The following is a 17,584-nucleotide window of genomic DNA, read 5'->3' as shown; positions in this document are numbered from 1 at the left end:
CTTTCAAACGAAGGAGCCCAGAACATACGGGATCCGACCTTTTCCACGCTGAATCAGTTGTCACTTAAATTAACCACCGTTCTGGAACGGCGCATTCTCAGTTCAACCGCGTTTCCGCCGTATTACCGCGCAGGAAGTAACGCACAAGCGCCACCGCCACACCCAGGAATACGCCAAAGATGAAGCCCAAAGCGAGGTTCAATTTGATTTTCGGCGAGGTCTTCGACGTAGGCACATCTGCGGTATCGACGATGGTCACGTTGTTGGCTGCAATGTTGCCGGCCACACCGATCTCCTTGTAGCGCTGCAGGAGCGCATCGTAGAGCTGGCGGTTGGTATCGACGTCGCGCTTGAGCATGTTGTAGTGGATGCTGCGGCTCTGCAGATCCAGTTCGCTGTTGCGCAGACCGGCAATACGTTGGTTGAGCAGTTCTTCCTGATGCACCGACGCGTCGTAGGTCGCCTTCAGCGACTGGCGGATGTTGATCACCTCGCCATTGATCTGACGACGCGATTCTTCGATCTGCGCCTTGAGGCGCTGCATTTCCGGGTAATCGGGCTTGAAGGTCGACAGCTTCTGCTGATACTCGGTGGTCAGACGGATCTGTTCGCCGCGCAGGCTCTGGATGAGCGGATTGCTGAGTACCTGCGGCAGCGACATGGAATCGCCGCTCGCAGCCTGGCGCCACGCCGCCTCGGCCTTGATGCGGGTGTCCTGCGCCGATGCCAGCAACGCGTTGAGGTCGGTCAGGTTCTGAGCAGGCAACGAGGGCTTGTCATCGCCCACCGACACGATCTGCTCCTCGGTCGAATAGGAGACCAGGTTCTTCTCGGAGTCTTCGACCTTTGCGCGCAACTGCTCCAGACGTTCGGCCAGAAACTGGGTCGCGAACGAAGACGCCTTCATGCGGCGCTCCTGGGTGCTGACGATGAACACCTTGGGATAGGTGTTGGCGATCTTGGCTGCCAGCACCGGGTCGGGCGAATCGTAGTTGACGTACACCAGGCGCGAATTGAGGATCGGCTCGACCACCAGTCCGGCCAGCAGGGTATCGGTGAGGCTGCGCTCGATGATCGCCTGACGCGAGTCCAACGACTTGCCGGCTTCCGGATTCTTGGCGGCCGCCTTTTCCAGCGCTTCCTCGACCTGCTCCTTGAAGGCCGGCTCCTGATCGAGCTTGGCTTCGCGAATCACCGCGCGCGCCAGCGAACGGCTCTGCAGCAACTGGTACTGGGTCTGGTAAAAGTCACGATCCTGCGGCGACTCCACCGGCATCAGGTTCGCCACGTTCACCACGTTGAGCGAGTCGCGCTCGATCTGCAGCGTGCTGGTGGCACGGTACTTCTCGGGCATCAGCAAGGTGACGCCAAGCGCCAGCAACACCGCACCCAGGATGATCAGAAGGATCAACCAGCGCTGCGACACCAAGGCGCGCCAGTAGTCGAGCAGGCTCACATCCGCCAGCTCGAGATGCCCGTGACGATGAGACGAAGAGGAACGATTGTCGGAATTCATACTCATCGGTAAGCGCGCCACACCATCACAAGAGGAGTCAGTTCCAGCATGGTGCGCAACCAAACGCGCGCATCCGAGCGGTACACCACGATAATGTCGCCGCCGTAAATCTCAGGATCGGGATTGGCTCCCTTCTCGATCTCGGTCAGGTCGAATCGCGCAATCATCTTTTGCCCGTTGACCATGCGGAATACGATGACGTTGCCACGGCTGGCCACCGTACTCACGCCCTTGGCCTGGGCAATGGCCTGCTGCAGGGTGAGGTTGGAGCCGATCACCGGGTAGATGCCCGGCTCGTCGACCGCGCCGGTCACGGTGACGCGACGGCCATTGGACTCCTGCACGAACACCGACACCTGCGGATTCTGCAAGTAGCCGGAGCGGTAGCGGTCGGCCACGATCTTTTCAAATTCACCCACGCCCATGCCGGCGGCGTTGATGTCGCCGATCAGCGGCAACGAGATATGGCCGTTCTGATCGATGCGGACCTGACGCTCCAGATCATCGATCTGGAACACCTTGACCAGCAGCAAGTCGCCTGGGGAGAGTCGGTACTCGGGCTGCACAGCGGACATTGCGAGCGGGTCGGGAAGCGGCAATGACGACGCCATGCCCTTCCCGGTGCTGCAAGCGCCCAGTGTCATCGAGCAGATCAACGCCAGGCTGATACCTTGGCAGAATCGTCCGATCAGTTTCTTCATGCGTGTGGCTGGCTGCCTCGGTTGGGTGGGACAGGACCTCGCGCAGCATTCAACCGGCCAAACGCGCCAGCACGAACGTACGACAGAGAGTTGCTTCCCGAGCAGATCGGGATCACGACAGGTGTGACGTGTTGCAGTGCACTATGGCATAGAACCAACGCATCGCAAGCTGCTGCACGCCATTTTTTTGACGGCGTTGGACCATTGATTCAAGTTCGTCATTGCCGCGTTAACAGAACGTGATCCAGATCCGGATTCAATCGCAATGATTCGGAGCATTTTCTGACACTTAGCAGCATTCCGTGAACCAGGTCCATCGCGGATTCAGCTGCACAGGAACGGTCTCTACAGAACGGATCCCGCATGGCTCCACTATGCCGATCCGCATACTAAGTCACCCGTATGACAACCCGGAAACATCGTGCTGCGTCGCAACAAAAAAGCCCACGTCCGTGAAGACATGGGCCTTATGTTTGGTCGGGGTAGCCGGATTCGAACCGACGACCACTAGTCCCCCAGACTAGTGCGCTACCAGGCTGCGCTATACCCCGAAGATGCTGCATCCGCCGCGAGGGCGGCCTGCGAGTATAGCGGCTTTGTGAAGCGTTTTCCTAGCGTCGCAGCAGTTGCAGCACTTCTTCCAGTTCCATGCGCACCTGCTTGATGATCTGATTGCTCAATGCCGACTCGCTCTTGGCACCATCGCCTTCCAGACGCAGACGCGCGCCACCGATGGTGTAGCCCTGCTCGTAGAGCAGGCCACGAATCTGCCGCACCATCAGCACGTCGTGGCGCTGGTAGTAGCGTCGATTGCCGCGTCGCTTGACCGGCTCCAGGCTCGGAAACTCGGTTTCCCAATAGCGCAGCACGTGCGGTTTGACGTCGCACAACTCGCTGACCTCGCCGATGGTGAAGTAGCGCTTGGCCGGAATCGGCGGTAGCTCGCGATTACTGCCCGGATCCAGCATAAGCCTCCACCCGCTCCTTGAGCTTCTGGCCAGGACGGAAGGTCACCACCGTGCGTGCCGAAATCGGAATTTCTTCGCCGGTCTTGGGGTTGCGACCGGGCCGTTGATTCTTGCGCCGCAGATCGAAGTTGCCGAACCCGGACAGCTTCACCTGACGGCCCTGCTCCAGCGCATCGCGCAGCACATCGAAAAACGCATCGACAAATTCCTTTGCCTCGCGCTTGTTCAGACCGACCTCGTCGAACAGACGTTCGGCCATCTCCGCTTTCGTCAATGCCATGCCAATCCCCTGGTTACCGCCTCAACTCCGGATCCGGGCGCGGTGCTCGCGCTCGATCACGGCCACCACATCGGTAACGACCGCATCCACGTCCCGGTCGGTGAGAGTGCGCGAGTTATCCTGCAAAATCAAGCCCATAGCCAGACTCTTGAAACCTGGCTCGACCCCCTGCCCGACATAACGGTCGAACAGCTGCACCTCGCGCAACAACGGCCCCACCGAGGTGCGTACGCTGGCCGACAGCGCCGCCCAGCTCACCTCTTCCGGCACCAGGAAGGCCAGATCGCGGCGCACCGATGGGAACCGCGACAGTTCGCCGGCGCGCGGCAGCGCACGCTGCACCAGCGGGGCAAGCTGCAGCTCGAATGCGATCACGTCCACGTCGATGTCCAGCGCCTTGGCCAGGCGCGGGTGCACCTGCCCGATCCAGCCGATGCGCACGCCGTCGCGATGGATATCGGCCGAGCGCCCCGGGTGCCCGAACGGCTCGGTGGAAGGCTGGAACTCCAGCACCGCACCACTGGCCGCAGCCAGCGCCATCAGGTCGCCTTTCAGGTCATGGAAGTCCACCTTGCGCGCGGGTTCGCCCCATTGCAGCGCCAAGGCATCGCCACAGACGGCAGCGGCGACATGCTGCGCCTCCAGCGGCGCGGCGCCGGTGTCGGCAGCCGCCGCGAACACCTTGCCCAATTCGAACAGGCGCACGCGCCCGGCCTGGCGGGCGGCGTTGCGGCCCAGTGTCGCCACCAGGCCGGGCAACAGGCGCGGGCGCATGATCGCAAGCTCGGCACTGAGCGGATTGGCCAACGGCACCAGGCCATCGGCCAGCTTCCAGCGCTCCAGCAACGTGGCATCGACGAAGGCGTAATTGATGGTTTCCTGCAGCTCGCGCGCCACCAGTTGGCGTCGCACGCTGAGCTCATCGAGCTGGGTCTCGCTCGGCATGGCGATGCGACTGGCACCGCCAGGCAATGTGGTCGGTATCCGGTCGTAACCGTGAATCCGCGCCAGCTCTTCGATCAGATCCTCTTCGATGGCGATATCGAAGCGGCGGCTCGGCGCCATCACCTGCCAGCCTTCGGCCACCGCCTCGAGCTGCATGCCGAGCGCGCTCAGAATGCGCGCAACCTCGGCATCGTCGATCTGGATGCCGAGCACGCGCGTGATCCGCGCACGCCGCAGCAGGATGCGCGCCGGCTGCGGCAGATGCTGCGGCAATTGCGCATGCACGACCGGGCCCGGCGTGCCGCCCGCAAGTTCCAGCACCAACCGCGTGGCCTCCTCGATCGCTTGCGGCGGCAATGCTGGATCCACACCGCGTTCGAAGCGATGGCCGGCATCGGTATGCAGGCCTAACTTGCGGCCACGGCCCATGATCGCGGCCGGGTCGAAGTACGCCGACTCCAGAAACACATTGCGCGTGGCCTCTGTGACGCGCGTGTCCAGCCCGCCCATCAGACCAGCCAATGCGACGGGGCGATCGGCATCGGTGATGGTCAGGAAGCTGTCGTCCAGCGTGACCTGCCGTCCATCCAGCAGCGCGAGTTGTTCACCGCTGCGCGATCGGCGTACGCCGATCGGGCCTTGCAGCGTGTCCAGATCGAACGCATGCATCGGCTGGCCCAGTTCCAGCATCACGTACTGAGTGATATCCACCAGCAGCGAGACCGGCCGCACACCGCTGCGGCGCAGCCGCTCGGCCAACCACACTGGCGTTTTGGCCGTTGGGTCGATGCCTTCGATCACGCGCCCGCAATAACGCGGCGCCTCGCTGCCGGCATGCAATTCCACCGCCAGCGTGCGCATCGACACCGGCGCTACCGCAGCCGCATCGAAGGCCACCACTTGGCTGGCGCATGCGGCCGCCACATCGAAGGCGATGCCGCGCACGCTGAAACAATCGGCGCGATTGGGCGTGAGTTTGATCTCGATGCTGGCGTCGGGCAGCCCCAGATACTCGGCCAGCGCCTGACCCACCGGCGCATCGTCCGGCAACTCGAACAGCCCGGACGCATCGCTATCAAGCCCCAGCTCCTTGGCCGAACACAACATGCCATTGGACGCCACCCCGCGCAGCTTGGCGGCAGTGATGGTCAGCTCGCCGATCCGCGCACCGACCAGCGCCAACGGCGCTACCAGACCGGCGCGCGCATTGGGCGCGCCACACACGATCTGCAGCAACTCGCCCTGCCCTGCATCGACGCTGCACACCTGCAAACGATCGGCTTCCGGGTGACGCACCGCCTCGACGATGCGCGCTACCACCACCTGCCCCAGGGCCTCGCCCAACGGCGTGACCTCTTCGACCTCCAGACCGATCGCCGTCAGCGTCGCGGCAAGCTCGTCGCGGGTCGCCTGGATGGGAACGTGGCTGCGTAGCCAATTTTCAGAGAATTTCATGAGAAGCCGGGATTCGGGAATCGGGATTGGGGATTCGTAAAAAACAGTCGTCGGAGATGGTGCGGAACAAGGGCGCTGTTGCGAATCCCGAATCCCGAATCACCATTCCCGGCCGTCAAGCAAACTGCCTGAGAAAGCGCACATCGTTTTCGAAGAACGCGCGCAGGTCGTTGACGCCATAGCGCAGCATCGCAAAGCGCTCCACGCCCAGGCCGAACGCGAAGCCGGTGTAGCGCTCCGGGTCGATGCCGACGCTGCGCAGCACGTTCGGATGCACCATGCCGCAGCCGAGCACTTCCAGCCAGCGCGTGCTGCCGTCGGGCTGCTGCCAGGCGATATCCACTTCCGCGCCCGGTTCCACGAACGGGAAATAGCTGGGGCGGAAGCGCATTTCGAAATCGCGCTCGAAAAACGCCCGCACGAACTCGGACAAGGTGCCCTTGAGATCGGCGAAAGTGGAATGCTCGTCCACCAGCAGGCCTTCGACCTGATGGAACATCGGCGAGTGGGTCTGGTCCGAGTCGGAGCGATACACCTTGCCGGCCGCGATCATGCGCAGCGGCGGTTTGTGCGCATCCATGTAGCGCACCTGCACGCCGGAAGTGTGGGTGCGCAACAGGCGGCCATCGCCGAAATAGAACGTGTCGTGCATCGCACGCGCCGGATGGTGCGGCGGAAAGTTCAACGCTTCGAAGTTGTGCCAGTCGTCCTCGATCTCCGGACCATCGGACAACTCATAGCCCAGGCGCGCAAATATCTCGACGATGCGCTCAAGCGTGCGCGTGACCGGATGCAACCCGCCACGTTCGCTGCGACGACCCGGCAAGGTGACATCGATCCGCTCTCCGGCCAGACGTGCGTCCAGCGCGGCATTTTCCAGCGTGTGTTTGCGCTCGGCCAATGCAGCGGTCAGCGCATCGCGCGACAGGTTGATCGCTTCGCCAGCGGCTTTGCGCTGATCGGCTGGCAGCGTGCCGAGCTGCTTGAGCTGTGCGGTGATGCTGCCGCTCTTGCCCAGCAACGCGACGCGCAAGGCCTCCAGTTGGTCCGGCGTCTGCGCGGCGGCGACATCGGCCAGCGCACGCTCGGTCAGGGATTGAATCTCACTCATTGCACTCGCGCCTCAACTGCGTCAACCGAACGATGTTTCCGGATGCACCGGAACGCATTGCCACTCAAATCTCGTCTTGCCATGCACCCAAGCAACGATGCCTGTCGTCTAAAACGCAAAAGGGGAAGGACTCGCGCCCTTCCCCCCTGCATATCTGCGTTTCATCACCAAAAGCAGGCACACGAGTGTGCGGCTGCTCGAGACGATCTACCCCTTCAACAGTCCGCACATGGATGTGCGGGCTCTTGCGAAGGACTCGCACCAACCACGTGCGGGCTCTTGCGAGGGACTCGCACCTATGCCGCCAGCGCACCCTTGGCTTTCTCGGCCAGCGCAGCAAAGCCGGCGGCGTCGTGCACGGCGATATCGGCCAGCACCTTGCGGTCCAGGGTGATACCGGCCTTCAACAGGCCATTCATGAAGCGGCTGTAGCTCAGGCCATTGATGCGGGCAGCCGCATTGATGCGGGTGATCCACAACGAACGGAAGACGCGCTTCTTCTGCTTACGGCCGATATAGGCGTACTGCTGTGCCTTGATGACCGCCTGCTTGGCGACGCGGAAGACCTTGCGGCGGGCATTGTAGTAGCCCTTCGCCAGAGTCAGAATTTTCTTGTGGCGGCGGCGCGCCTGCACACCACGCTTTACTCGTGCCATGGTTCAGTCCTCAGAGGTAGGGAAGCATACGGTCAAGACGGCCTGCGTCCTCGGCACGGACGTGATTCGTCTGCCGCAGGTTGCGCTTCCGCTTGGTCGCTTTCTTCGTGAGGATATGGCTACGGTTTGCGTGGCCGCACTTGTACTTGCCGGAGGCGGTCTTGCGGAAACGCTTGGCCGCCGCCCGGTTGGTCTTGATCTTGGGCATTGCTATGTCCTTGATGGTGTTTTGTCACTGACCCGGGCGGCAGTCTTGCGACCACGCTTTCCATCCATGCCCTTGCCTGCTTGTAAGTCCTTGATCGAACACGATCCGGACAGGTCCTGTACCGCCTACGCGGCGCCCCGGCAAAACCGGGCCGCGCAGTCTACCCGTTACCGGGAATTCTTGCAAATCGGACGCCGCCGCAGCAGCGCCGGACCCCAGCGAGGCCCGGCGCAACGTGCGATCAGATCTTCTTCTTCGGCGCGATCATCATGACCATCTGCCGCCCTTCCAGGCGCGGACGCGACTCGATGACGATGTCTTCGCCCAGATCGGCCTCGATCCGGGACGCCATTTCGCGGCCCAGCTCCTGGTGGCTCATTTCACGGCCACGGAAGCGGATGTTGACCTTGACCTTGTCGCCCTCTTCCAGGAAGCGACGCATGTTGCGCAGCTTGATCTGGTAGTCGCCCTCGTCCGTGACCGGACGGAACTTGAGTTCCTTGATCTCGACCTGCTTGGTCTTCTTCTTGGCCTCGTTGGCCTTTTTCTGCTGCTCGAACTTGAACTTGCCGAAATCCATGATCTTGCAGACCGGCGGATCGGCCTGCGGCTGGATTTCGACCAGATCCAGGCCTTCTTCCTCGGCCTTGGCGAGCGCTTCGTCGCGCGACAACACGCCGACCATCTCACCGTCACTGCCGATCACGCGGACGCGCGGCACACGGATTTCTTGGTTCTTGCGGTTCTGTTTGTTGTCAGGGGTACTGATATTGCAATCTCCCAGGGGAATCGAACCGGCGCATCCGGATCATCCAGACCGGCCGGGGTTGGCTCACGCTGCCTGCTCTGCCTGCAGGCGTTCGATGAAGGCAGAGACCGTCATGGTCCCGAGGTCCTCCCCCGAACGCGTCCGCACGGCGACTGCGCCATTTTCCTTCTCGCGGTCACCGACGACGAGCAGGTACGGCACGCGTTGCAGCGTATGCTCGCGAATCTTATAACCGATCTTCTCATTACGCAAATCGGCGTTGACACGGAAGCCTTGATTTGCAAGGGTTTTCCGAACCGAGTCCACATAGTCTGCCTGTGCGTCGGTGATATTTGCGACAACGACCTGGACCGGGGCGAGCCAGGACGGGAAGGCACCGGCGTGGTGTTCTATCAAGATGCCGATGAAACGCTCCATCGAACCGACGATCGCCCGGTGCAGCATCACCGGATGCCTCTTCTGGCTGTGCTCGTCCACGTACTCTGCGCCGAGGCGGCCGGGCATCATGAAATCGACCTGCATGGTGCCCAGCTGCCAGGTGCGGCCGATGGCGTCCTTGAGGTGATACTCGATCTTGGGGCCGTAGAAGGCGCCCTCACCCGGCAGCTCCTGCCACTCCACCCCGCACACGCCCAGCGCGCTGCGCAGCGCCGCCTCGGCCTTGTCCCAGGTGACGTCGTCGCCCAGGCGCTTTTCCGGGCGTAGCGCAATCTTGATCTCGATATCGTCGAAACCGAACGCGGTGTAGACCGCCAACGCCTGCTGATGGAACGCGGTGACTTCGGATTCGATCTGCGATTCCAGGCAGAACACGTGCCCGTCGTCCTGGGTGAAGCCGCGCACGCGCAGGATGCCGTGCAGCGCGCCGGAGGGCTCGTTGCGGTGGCAGGCACCGAACTCACCGTAGCGGATCGGCAGGTCGCGGTAACTGTGCAGGCCCTGGTTGAACACCTGCACGTGGCCGGGGCAGTTCATCGGCTTGACCGCGTAGGTGCGCTTTTCCGACTCGGTGAAGAACATCGCGTCCTGGTAGTTGTCCCAGTGGCCGGATTTCTGCCACAGCGACACGTCCAGGATTTGCGGGCAACGCACCTCGCCGTAGCCGCTGTCGCGATAGACCTTGCGCATGTACTGCTCGACCACCTGCCACAGCGACCAGCCCTTGGGGTGCCAGAACACCAGACCGGGCGCCTCTTCCTGCAGATGGAACAGGTCCTGCTGCTTGCCGATGCGGCGATGGTCGCGCTTGTCGGCTTCTTCCATGCGCAGGATGTAGGCGTCCAGCTGCTTCTTATCGGCCCAGGCAGTGCCGTAGATGCGCTGCAGCTGCTCGTTCTTGGCATCGCCGCGCCAGTAGGCGCCGGAAATGCGGGTCAGCTTGAACGCTTTGAGAAAGCGCGTATTGGGCACGTGCGGGCCGCGGCACATGTCCACGTATTCCTGGTGGTAGTACAGGCCCATCGCGGTGATGTCGTCGGACATGTCCTCGATCAGCCGCAGCTTGTATTCCTCGCCGCGCTGGGCGAACAGCTCGATCACCTCGGCGCGCGGGGTGACCTTCTTGATCACCTCGTAGTCCTGCGCGATCAGTTCCTGCATGCGCTGCTCGATCGCGGCCATGTCTTCGGGCGTGAAGGGGCGCTCGCTGTAGATGTCGTAATAGAAGCCTTCGGCGATGACCGGGCCGATCACCATCTTGACCTCGGGATACAGCTGCTTGACCGCATGCCCGACCAAGTGCGCGCACGAGTGGCGGATGATCTCCACGCCTTCGGCGTCCTTGGCGGTGATGATGCGCAGGCTGGCGTCATGGTCGATGACGTCGCTGGCGTCGACCAGCTGGCCGTCCACCTGGCCGGCGATGGTGGCCTTGGCCAGGCCGGCACCGATCGACTGGGCGACCTGCATCACCGAGACGGGGGATTCGAATTCGCGGCGGCTGCCGTCGGGGAGCGTGATGTTGATCATGGGCAAGAATGAGGTCTGTGCTGGCTGCAGCGCGACGGCTGCAAGGGAGATCTGCCCTTTGCGGGACAGGCTCGGATAGGGATGCGGCGAGAGGTGATGCAGGAAGAACGCCGCGCGGGCGCCCTGCGAACTGGCGCGGCCGGAATCAGCGGTGGGCGGTGGTAGTGCTCATGTCGCACGCTGGGCCGGCGCGGGGCGCGGGCCACCTTCTCGCAAGGGGTCTTGGAGACGAATGGTAAACCAATCAGCCCGGCGTTGCGCATGCCAGCACGGGGCCGGCGGGCGGGTGGCATGATGCCGGCCACTCGCCCGCCGCTACCGATCAAAGCGATGTGGTCGAAGACCCCTACGATCGGGCAAAATCCAAAGCGGTCACGACGATCGCGCTGGCTTTGAGCGCCAGATCACCGGCAGCAAGACATCGTTACATCGACATCGAACGCGCGGTTGTTTTCTGCTAATGACGGAACTGAACACATCTTGGGTCAGTGAAGCAGCCGATTCATCTGCAGAGGTACGATGCTTACGAAGGAGACAAAACACGGCAGTTGCCGCTTGATCTGGTTTTCGTGCCGGTTGCCCCACCGAAGCCCAACCGGATCGAGCCTTGGGTGGTACAACCGAGAGATGTACCCAGGCCGGCTGCTTTGAGGCCATTTTCAGCGATCTGATCTCACTCCTGAGTGTGGCGCAAGAGAAGAAATCCCAGCCGAGCGCGTTTTTTGATGGCCACCCGCTGCAGCGGGCCGCGTGCTGGATACTATGGCTACAAACGCAAGAAGGGAAGCAAGACCCATATGGCGGTCGATACGTAGGGACATCTGCTTGCCGTCCAGGTCACACCAGCCAATGAGCAGGGCGCGCCCAGGGCCGATCGTTGACCCAACAGGTACTGCACCCGACCCGTGAAACGATCAAGATCGCCTTTGTAGATTGGGCTACATCGGCCAGGAAGCGGCGCAGGCGACCAAGGAAGAAGGCATTGAGTTGCACATCATCAAGCTGCAAGAAGCGAAACAAGGCTTTGTCTTGTTACCGCGCCGATCGGTCGTCGAGCGCAGCTTCGGATGGGCCAAACGTTTCAGACAAATGGCACGCGACTATGAACGACTGCCGGAAACCTTGGCCGGTCTTCATTATGAATCTTTACGATCCTGATGTTGGGAAATGCAGCAACGCTCTTTCAAAGATCATAACATGCTCTATCCGACTGTATTTAAACCTTGATACCATCGGGATTGTTTAAGACCTTGTAAACAGCACTGAGCATGCAGCAACTCAGCGGCTCGCCACCCACTTGAAATAAATACTTCTAGCAATTGCGCGATGCGCCAAAAATTTCAGCTCCGGATGCCAAATCCATTAACCCCCTGACTATCGATATAAGCTCTCCGAGGGTCGGAGGCATATGGGTCGTTGCGCTGACCGGCTTACTTGAAGCTACACCCAAAATCTTTGCAGTTGAGATATCAATTCCAGGCTTATTGATCTTTGCCCTTAGACTCACTGCCCTGTGGCTGCGACTGGATCTCTGACTTTCAGCCAGTGCAAGCAATACTTTTCATTACAAGAAAAACCATACTCGCAGAATGACGCCCACTCTAAGCCACCCTGAGAGATCTATGGTTTTTCAAAAAAATGGCCCTATGCCTTCGTAAAAAATACATGAATTTATTTCATAACGCTCTTCACCCACCCACCCTATTACACGGATGAACATGGTGCCGCATACATCTGCCGCTGCTTGAAAAAGGTGTTATGCATCTTCGACTTCCTTGTCCTTGGCCGACGCGCGCTTGCCCGAGCCCTTGCGGTTGGCATAAAAATCTTCCAGCCACTGCTCCGGGGTCAGCTGGTCCACGCTCACCCCTAGCTGGCCGGCCTTGCGTGCCAGGATCTGATGCATGATCTCGATGTTGTCGGTCGATGAGGAGATCACCGACAGCGCGTCGTCCATCCCGCGCAGGTTGAGCTGGCACACCGCCGAGGCGTGGCCTTGCTTGACCAGGAAGCAGCGCGAGCGCTCGTCCAGCGACACCACCACCTGATACTCGGCATCGGTGAGCTTGAGGCCTTCCATGTAGTCGTCGCGACTGGCGCTGGGGTTGGGCAGCAGGATCATCGTGGCGGTCTGCTCGATCAGCGCTGCCGCGATGTCGCTGGCCAGCGCATCTTCAGGGCTTTGCGTTGCGAAGATCCCCATACCGTTCTGCTTACGGATGGTCTTCTGCTTGTTCTTGGCGAATTCCTTCAAACCGCCCTTGCCGTCCAGGATCTTCCAGAATTCGTCCATCACATAGATCAGCGGACGTCCATCGATCAGCGCTTCCAGGCGATGCAGCAGGTAGTTGATCACCGGCACGCGCACTTCGGCGTTATCGATCACATCGGTATAGTCGAAGCCGATGATCGAAGCGCGCGTCAGGTCGATCGTGTCCACCGGGTTGTCGAACACCCAGCCCAGCGAATTGCCCGCCGTCCAGCGACGCAGGCGCGCATACAGGCCGTCGTCGCCCATGTTGGGCAGGCTCTTGCGGAAGTTGCTCATGCTGCGCAGGTGCATCGGCGTGTCCAGCATGCCTTCCACTGCACGGTAGATGTCTTCTTCCTCGCGGGCGCTGTACTCGACCTTGCCGCCGAGCACCTTGATCAGCTCGGCCAGAAACTGCGTGTTCGCCTCGTTGCTCTCGCACTGAAACGGGTTGAAGCCGGTCGGCGCGCCGTTCTCCAACGCCAGATAATTGCCACCGCAGGCACGCACGAAAATCTCCGCGCCGCGATCCTTGTCGAAGAAAAAGATCGTCGGGATCGGATCGAACTTCTGCACCTGGCTCAACAGAAAGTTGATCAGCGCCGTCTTACCGGTACCGGACTTGCCGATCACCATCGTGTTGGCAATCGCCTTCTCACCGAGGGAATTCTCGGCCGGGTGCGTGGCGTGGAAGTTGAAGTAATACGGCTGGCCATTGGTGGTCTGCAGCGTGGTGACGCAATCGCCCCACGGGTTATTGTGTTGCTTGCCCTGGGCAAAGTTGTGCAGCGGCGACAGGCCCAAGAAGTTGAGCGAACTCAGGTTGGCGATGCGCGTGCGAAAGCGCCAGTTACCCGGCAGCTGCGCATAGAACGACGAGGCGATCGCAAGGTCTTCCTTGGACGACACAAAGCCAGCGTTGGACAGCTCCGCACGCGTGGTCGCAATCTGACGGGCGAGTTTTTCCTGGCTGTCGGCGTAGACCGCAAGGGTAAAGTGATACTCGCCCAGCACGAAGTTGCCCGACGCCACATCATCCATCGCCAGGTCCAGGTCGCGGATCTGGCTGGAAGACTTGTCGCCCGACGAAATCATCATGCCCTTGGTGCGTTCGAGCACCTTCAGCGCGTCGTGGCGACCGACCGGACTGAAGGAATGGGTAATCACATATTCAAAGTCCAGATACTTCAGGCCATTCAGGATGCCCGGATACGTCCCATCGGCATATTCCTTGACGTTGAGGATCGCGCCAAAATGATTGATGCCATCGGGCGTGCGGATGACGAAGTCGCCGGTCTTGTTCGCAAACATATGCTTGCTGACAGGCAGATACGCCGAAACCGGCGCCTGCAGCACCGGGACCGGCTCGTCGATCCGATTCAATAGATAACCCAGAAACTCCAGCGTCTCGGAAAACACGACGCCATTCTTGGCCTCGTACATGCCCAGTCGATAAGGCGAGTAATCCTTCAGCACCGCCTCAACGTTGGTGGCCAGTTCGATCACCTTGGCGATCGCCTGCTCTTCTTCGACGCGGATCTTGTCGGGATCACCCGACTTCTCCATCATTCGACGACCCGTGACCACCGGACGGTAGATCATGCTGAAGTACAATTCGTTCTGCATGATCTTTTGCGACGATAGCGCAGCGTAATACTCGTCGGACAGTCCCTGGTTGAACGACTGCTTGAAACGGCCGGCATTACCAATCCTGCGGCGGCGACGGACATCGTGCACCCAGAACGCCACATTGGCGAAGTCCGGAGCACGCAGGGTCTGCACAAGGCGATTGAACGTGTTGTGGCGCTGCTCGAGCTCGAACTCGTCACGCCCGACGAAAGGCAAACCAGCCAGATGCCAGATCAATAAGTAATCACCACCGGTCGTCTTGAGAACGGACGGTGCGACATGGGTTGAAATGGAGACAAATTCGCTGATCGGACTATCGGGGCTGAACATGGTCTTACCAATTTAAGAAGGAAGCATCACACCATTAGGATCGTTTCAAACGCCAACCCCATGCAGCTTGCGCGCATGGGGCTGGTCAAGCGGTTCACGTGCTCACCGAGGTTTTCCTGGGGGAGTCTTCCGATATTCGTTTGGAGTGAAGACCCACATTCCCGAATAGCGCTGGACGTTTCGAGCACGCATCCGGAACAACCATCGCAACCCCAGCAACCTGAAGATCATGTCATCCCTCTTGGCCATCTGTTGCATGACAAAGATGATGACCGGAATTGTCAGCAGGTACCAAAGATTGAAGTACATTCCCAACAGCAGGCCGCCGCCGGCGCCGATGAAGAATGGGATGTAAGGCACTCCCAGAAACATCGCCGGACGGGTACACCCACGGAAGAGGACGTCTTTATGCATAGTTGGCAAACTGCAGCAGCGTGTTGGATACGCAACCGTCGGTGCCACCGTCTTTGCCGATCACCATATTGGCAATCTGAGCGGCCGCGCCGATCAGGACACCGCCAATCAGAATCGGAGATACTTCAGAGATACGCTTGTGAGCAAACGCAATCTGATAACCGGCGATGACCACGGCAATTGTCACAACAAGCGCCGAACCCATATTCAGCAGCCCGTTGACGTTGTTAAGGAAGCCGCACATTTTTTTGCCCGTCTCTCCGAGACCACCAGTTTCCTGTGCCATGCCCCCGCCGGCAACCAGGATCAACGAGGTGAACACCAGAGCCTTCAACGCCTGCTTACCAATCATCTTGGCGTCGGCTGCCGTCTTCTTGTCGATTTCGAACTTCATTTCAATCTCCTTGGGAGCAGGGGGGGTCTAGCAGCCAGTCCTTGGCAGGTCTTCCATCCTGGTTAAAAAACAAATGCGGTATCTATTTGCTGCGTTTGAGCTGGTTGGCGCCCGGGCAAAGGGCCGCCTGCCGCTTGATTCGTCGTTGCTGGGGCTTCCTGTGCTCCGGCAGGTACGGCAACCCCTCGCCCCTGCCCTGTCGCCTTGACGACGTACAATTGGTCGTCGGCTAAAGGGGCCGGGGAGACTGCGGGCGGCTGCGGCACTGGTGTAGGAGACGCAAGCATAGGACTTTGCTGTGAAGCCGCTGTGCGCCCCGGGTTAGAAAGGTCCTGAATCCGACGCGCGACGATGGCATCGGCCAGTTCCGCAGCGGCCTGCCGCACGGGATTTTCGACACGCACCTTGATTGGACGATTCGGAACCACCGCGATGGGCTCCGCTCCGGAAGAGGCAACCGACTGACGAATGGAGGCATAGATCTTCTGGACATAACCGTGCTTGAAGCCGGTCTCGAAATTGCCCGAGTAGTAGCAGCTAAACGACTTGCCCCAATTGGCACCCGACCGGGAATGGCACTCAGCCAGAATCCGGGACGCGGCGACCAGATTCGGGCACTTGGCAAATGCCATCTCGTAGCTGGTCAGCCCATACTTTTGCAGGTTGTAACGATTGACCTGACCGAGCCCGAGAGAGAAATTGTAGCCCTTCTGCTCCAGCATCTTGGCCGTGGCGACCGCCTCTTCCAGCCCACGCGGCTCACGCACCAGCCGACCGCCAACCACACCAATGGCATAGGGATTGCGCGAGGACTCCACGCGAACGACGTGTTGCATGACCTCACCAGGCACGGCAAGTCCAGTACAGCCCATCAATTCCATGCCAGGAAGCATAACGGTCTCCTCTAAGCCCGATCAACGTCAAATCGCAGGCGGCTAGTCAGCCGCCTCGCAGGGTTCTAGCTGGATCAAAATCGATCCCGGTAATAAAGCGGCGCCCAGCGTGCGCCTTGATATGCACCACGATGTCGATGGTCATGCGCAACAACCGTTTGATCACTTCAAACTCCAACCCAGAGCCCTCGTTGGATGCCTTCACCATCAAGGCGAGTTGGTCCCAGGTCTGTTCGACGCTACCGGCGTGACAACTTGTGATCGAGCCAGGATGTCCGGACGCGCAATTGCGGATGAAGTAGAACGATTCATCGCCGCGCAACTCGGCCAGGATGATCCGATCCGGCTTCATGCGCAAACACGCCTCCATGCAGCTCTTGGCGGTCACATTACTCGCACTCTGCCCGCCTTTCGAGTACAGCAAATGCACCGAATTGGGCTGACTGATGAACAATTCACGGGCGTCTTCGATTGTAACAAGGCGCTCCTCGTTCGGAATATGGTTCACCAGTGCCTTCATAAACGTGGTCTTGCCACTACCGGTGGCACCAGCCACCACCACATTCTTCTTGTAAAGCACCGATTTCTTGAAGAACTCGGAGTACTCCTTGTTACGGCGCAATTCGAGCAGTTCGCGGTCGTGATCGCTGACGTCCGCAGCCTGCTCAAGCACCTGATCGAAGAACCCATCGCTGGTGTACTGCTCCAGGGTCTTGGTGTGCTTGGAAGGTAGACGAATCGTGATCGACACCTTGCCAGCATCGCAGGCAGGCGGAATGACGAACTGCGCACGTTGGCCGGTTGGAAAGGTCAACGACACCACCGGATCCGCATCGGTGATGCGCTGACCGGTGTTGCTTTCGTTGACCACGGCCGTGCAGAACTGCCTGGCCCGATCAAAGGTCAGGGACGGCACCTCCATTCGCTGCCAGCCGTTGATGGTCTCCAGGTACAGCTCGCCAGGGCGATTGATGCAGATTTCAGTCACCTCTGGAGAATTCAAATAGTCCAGAATTCCCAGCACGGAGTACTGGTAATCCAGGAAATCATTCGAAATCCGCGCAGTCGGGGAATCATCAATCGTCATGGCAGCGGT

15 protein-coding genes, 1 tRNA gene and 2 pseudogenes are annotated in these 17,584 nt (G+C 60.3%); 2 read left to right on the top strand and 16 right to left on the bottom strand.

Translation table 11 applies throughout. The features are described 5' to 3' along the window. Positions 1-97: 97 nt before the first annotated feature. From GGR61_RS12190 to thrS, 11 genes are all read right to left on the bottom strand, one after another. Positions 98-1,537 carry a GumC family protein gene (locus GGR61_RS12190; protein WP_184621628.1) on the bottom strand — a complete coding sequence of 480 codons (1,440 nt, stop codon included), beginning with the start codon at positions 1,535-1,537 and terminating at the stop codon, positions 98-100. Beyond that, positions 1,519-2,217: a polysaccharide biosynthesis/export family protein gene (locus GGR61_RS12185; protein ID WP_184408346.1), complete on the bottom strand. Its 699-nt coding sequence runs from the start codon at positions 2,215-2,217 to the stop codon at positions 1,519-1,521. Before GGR61_RS12185 ends, GGR61_RS12190 begins: the two co-directional genes overlap by 19 nt. Positions 2,218-2,691: 474 nt before the next feature. Continuing rightward, positions 2,692-2,768, bottom strand: a tRNA-Pro gene (locus GGR61_RS12180). A gap of 60 nt (positions 2,769-2,828) precedes the next feature. Beyond that, complete coding sequence (locus GGR61_RS12175; RefSeq protein WP_005995911.1) at positions 2,829-3,185, bottom strand: MerR family transcriptional regulator; 357 nt, start codon at positions 3,183-3,185, stop codon at positions 2,829-2,831. Beyond that, positions 3,166-3,465, bottom strand: a complete 300-nt coding sequence (locus tag GGR61_RS12170; protein ID WP_002811076.1) for an integration host factor subunit alpha — start codon at positions 3,463-3,465, stop codon at positions 3,166-3,168. The genes GGR61_RS12175 and GGR61_RS12170 overlap by 20 nt, the downstream gene beginning before the upstream one ends. 21 nt (positions 3,466-3,486) lie before the next feature. Continuing rightward, the gene (pheT, locus tag GGR61_RS12165) at positions 3,487-5,865 is read right to left on the bottom strand and encodes a phenylalanine--tRNA ligase subunit beta (RefSeq protein WP_184621626.1); all 2,379 of its coding nucleotides are present in this window, start codon (positions 5,863-5,865) and stop codon (positions 3,487-3,489) included. Positions 5,866-5,980: 115 nt separating this feature from the next. Further along, positions 5,981-6,976, bottom strand: a complete 996-nt coding sequence (gene pheS, locus GGR61_RS12160) for a phenylalanine--tRNA ligase subunit alpha (protein ID WP_184621624.1) — start codon at positions 6,974-6,976, stop codon at positions 5,981-5,983. A gap of 296 nt (positions 6,977-7,272) precedes the next feature. Further along, complete coding sequence (gene rplT / locus GGR61_RS12155; protein ID WP_016903313.1) at positions 7,273-7,632, bottom strand: 50S ribosomal protein L20; 360 nt, start codon at positions 7,630-7,632, stop codon at positions 7,273-7,275. A 10-nt stretch (positions 7,633-7,642) separates the two neighbouring features. Beyond that, on the bottom strand, positions 7,643-7,840 hold the full coding sequence (rpmI, locus tag GGR61_RS12150) for a 50S ribosomal protein L35 (RefSeq protein ID WP_002811096.1): 198 nt from the start codon (positions 7,838-7,840) through the stop codon (positions 7,643-7,645). Positions 7,841-8,081: 241 nt separating this feature from the next. Further along, the gene (gene infC, locus GGR61_RS12145; protein WP_074057168.1) at positions 8,082-8,609 is read right to left on the bottom strand and encodes a translation initiation factor IF-3; all 528 of its coding nucleotides are present in this window, start codon (positions 8,607-8,609) and stop codon (positions 8,082-8,084) included. Between the two features lie 63 nt (positions 8,610-8,672). Next, the gene (gene thrS, locus GGR61_RS12140) at positions 8,673-10,577 is read right to left on the bottom strand and encodes a threonine--tRNA ligase (protein WP_184621622.1); all 1,905 of its coding nucleotides are present in this window, start codon (positions 10,575-10,577) and stop codon (positions 8,673-8,675) included. Between the two features lie 521 nt (positions 10,578-11,098). On the opposite strand from thrS, the pseudogene GGR61_RS21165 reads away from it, so the two are divergent. After that, a pseudogene (locus tag GGR61_RS21165) lies at positions 11,099-11,188 on the top strand (IS5/IS1182 family transposase); the annotation flags it as partial. A gap of 26 nt (positions 11,189-11,214) precedes the next feature. After that, a pseudogene (locus GGR61_RS12135) lies at positions 11,215-11,773 on the top strand (transposase); the annotation flags it as partial. 560 nt (positions 11,774-12,333) lie between these two features. Here GGR61_RS12135 and GGR61_RS12130 read toward each other — a convergent pair. From GGR61_RS12130 to virB11, 5 genes are all read right to left on the bottom strand, one after another. Further along, a complete protein-coding gene (locus tag GGR61_RS12130; RefSeq protein WP_184621620.1) occupies positions 12,334-14,787 on the bottom strand; it encodes a VirB4 family type IV secretion/conjugal transfer ATPase in 2,454 nt (817 codons plus the stop codon). A 102-nt stretch (positions 14,788-14,889) separates the two neighbouring features. Beyond that, positions 14,890-15,201: a VirB3 family type IV secretion system protein gene (locus GGR61_RS12125; protein ID WP_184621618.1), complete on the bottom strand. Its 312-nt coding sequence runs from the start codon at positions 15,199-15,201 to the stop codon at positions 14,890-14,892. Next, complete coding sequence (locus GGR61_RS12120; RefSeq protein WP_184621616.1) at positions 15,194-15,595, bottom strand: TrbC/VirB2 family protein; 402 nt, start codon at positions 15,593-15,595, stop codon at positions 15,194-15,196. Before GGR61_RS12120 ends, GGR61_RS12125 begins: the two co-directional genes overlap by 8 nt. A gap of 62 nt (positions 15,596-15,657) precedes the next feature. Further along, positions 15,658-16,476, bottom strand: a complete 819-nt coding sequence (locus GGR61_RS12115) for a lytic transglycosylase domain-containing protein (RefSeq protein WP_184621746.1) — start codon at positions 16,474-16,476, stop codon at positions 15,658-15,660. Between the two features lie 58 nt (positions 16,477-16,534). Further along, a complete protein-coding gene (gene virB11 / locus GGR61_RS12110) occupies positions 16,535-17,575 on the bottom strand; it encodes a P-type DNA transfer ATPase VirB11 (protein WP_184621744.1) in 1,041 nt (346 codons plus the stop codon). Between the last annotated feature and the right edge of the window lie 9 nt (positions 17,576-17,584).

The sequence above is a fragment of the Xanthomonas sp. 3058 genome, assembly GCF_014199765.1.
Classification (GTDB): Bacteria; Pseudomonadota; Gammaproteobacteria; order Xanthomonadales; family Xanthomonadaceae; genus Xanthomonas; species Xanthomonas campestris_B.
Note: the sequence above shows the minus strand (reverse complement) of the source record. Positions and strands in the feature narration are given on the sequence as shown.

What these genes read in the sequence shown, in the direction of transcription:
- virB11 (WP_184621744.1), bottom strand. Translation starts at nt 17,575, where the DNA reads ATGACGATTGATGATTCCCCGACTGCGCGGATTTCGAATGATTTCCTG.
- GGR61_RS12170 (WP_002811076.1), bottom strand. Translation starts at nt 3,465, where the DNA reads ATGGCATTGACGAAAGCGGAGATGGCCGAACGTCTGTTCGACGAGGTC.
- rpmI (WP_002811096.1), bottom strand. Translation starts at nt 7,840, where the DNA reads ATGCCCAAGATCAAGACCAACCGGGCGGCGGCCAAGCGTTTCCGCAAG.
- GGR61_RS12185 (WP_184408346.1), bottom strand. Translation starts at nt 2,217, where the DNA reads ATGAAGAAACTGATCGGACGATTCTGCCAAGGTATCAGCCTGGCGTTG.
- GGR61_RS12120 (WP_184621616.1), bottom strand. Translation starts at nt 15,595, where the DNA reads ATGAAGTTCGAAATCGACAAGAAGACGGCAGCCGACGCCAAGATGATT.
- pheT (WP_184621626.1), bottom strand. Translation starts at nt 5,865, where the DNA reads ATGAAATTCTCTGAAAATTGGCTACGCAGCCACGTTCCCATCCAGGCG.
- GGR61_RS12130 (WP_184621620.1), bottom strand. Translation starts at nt 14,787, where the DNA reads ATGTTCAGCCCCGATAGTCCGATCAGCGAATTTGTCTCCATTTCAACC.
- rplT (WP_016903313.1), bottom strand. Translation starts at nt 7,632, where the DNA reads ATGGCACGAGTAAAGCGTGGTGTGCAGGCGCGCCGCCGCCACAAGAAA.
- pheS (WP_184621624.1), bottom strand. Translation starts at nt 6,976, where the DNA reads ATGAGTGAGATTCAATCCCTGACCGAGCGTGCGCTGGCCGATGTCGCC.
- GGR61_RS12115 (WP_184621746.1), bottom strand. Translation starts at nt 16,476, where the DNA reads ATGGAATTGATGGGCTGTACTGGACTTGCCGTGCCTGGTGAGGTCATG.
- thrS (WP_184621622.1), bottom strand. Translation starts at nt 10,577, where the DNA reads ATGATCAACATCACGCTCCCCGACGGCAGCCGCCGCGAATTCGAATCC.
- GGR61_RS12125 (WP_184621618.1), bottom strand. Translation starts at nt 15,201, where the DNA reads ATGCATAAAGACGTCCTCTTCCGTGGGTGTACCCGTCCGGCGATGTTT.
- GGR61_RS12175 (WP_005995911.1), bottom strand. Translation starts at nt 3,185, where the DNA reads ATGCTGGATCCGGGCAGTAATCGCGAGCTACCGCCGATTCCGGCCAAG.